This window comes from Halobellus sp. Atlit-38R, from assembly GCF_003665925.1.
Taxonomy (GTDB): Archaea; Halobacteriota; Halobacteria; order Halobacteriales; family Haloferacaceae; genus Haloquadratum; species Haloquadratum inordinatus.
This window is the reverse complement of the sequence record NZ_QXIJ01000195.1, coordinates 1-529: the sequence shown is the minus strand read 5'-3', so window position 1 is coordinate 529 and position 529 is coordinate 1. Positions and strand designations below refer to the sequence as shown.

1 protein-coding gene is annotated in these 529 nt (G+C 74.7%); it reads left to right on the top strand.

What is annotated here, in order from left to right:
- Positions 1 to 145: 145 nt before the first annotated feature.
- A partial coding sequence (locus D3D02_RS18900; protein WP_121571356.1) for a hypothetical protein occupies positions 146 to 529 on the top strand: 384 nt, incomplete at its 3' end.

Below are 529 nucleotides of genomic sequence, written 5' to 3'. Positions count from 1 at the left end.
GCCGTTCTGAGCGGGAACGGCAACGCCGCGGCGCCGGGGCGGTTTCAGGGCCTCCGGGGCGCCGCGGCAGCTTTCAGGGCCGCCGCGGCGTTGGCCGAGCGGTGCGTGACCTTTTGCCAATGCGTCCCGTAGCGACGGGCGACCAGTGATCTACGTCACCCGCGACCTGTTGACCGTGCTCCGCGAGCGCGCCGCGAGCGAGGACCCCGACGAGGTGAACGTCCGGCTCTCGGCGACGCCCGCCGGGGAGTTCGAGGCGGACCTCGGGCTCGACCCGGCGACGCCGGTGGTGACGCACTTCACGCTCCCGTCGGTGGGCAGCTCGGTCAGCTCCGTGTTCGGCGTCGACCTCGGCACGCCGGCCGGCGAGGGCGGCGCGCGGTTCCTCTCGCACCCGGACGGGTTCCTCGGCCTCTCCCGCACCGACGACCTCGCGGGCGTGGTGATCGTCGCGGTCCCGCCGTACGACGCGGACTCGGTCGCCGCCTTCGACCGGGCCGGGGACGGGGTCGAACTCGCCGTCGTCGAC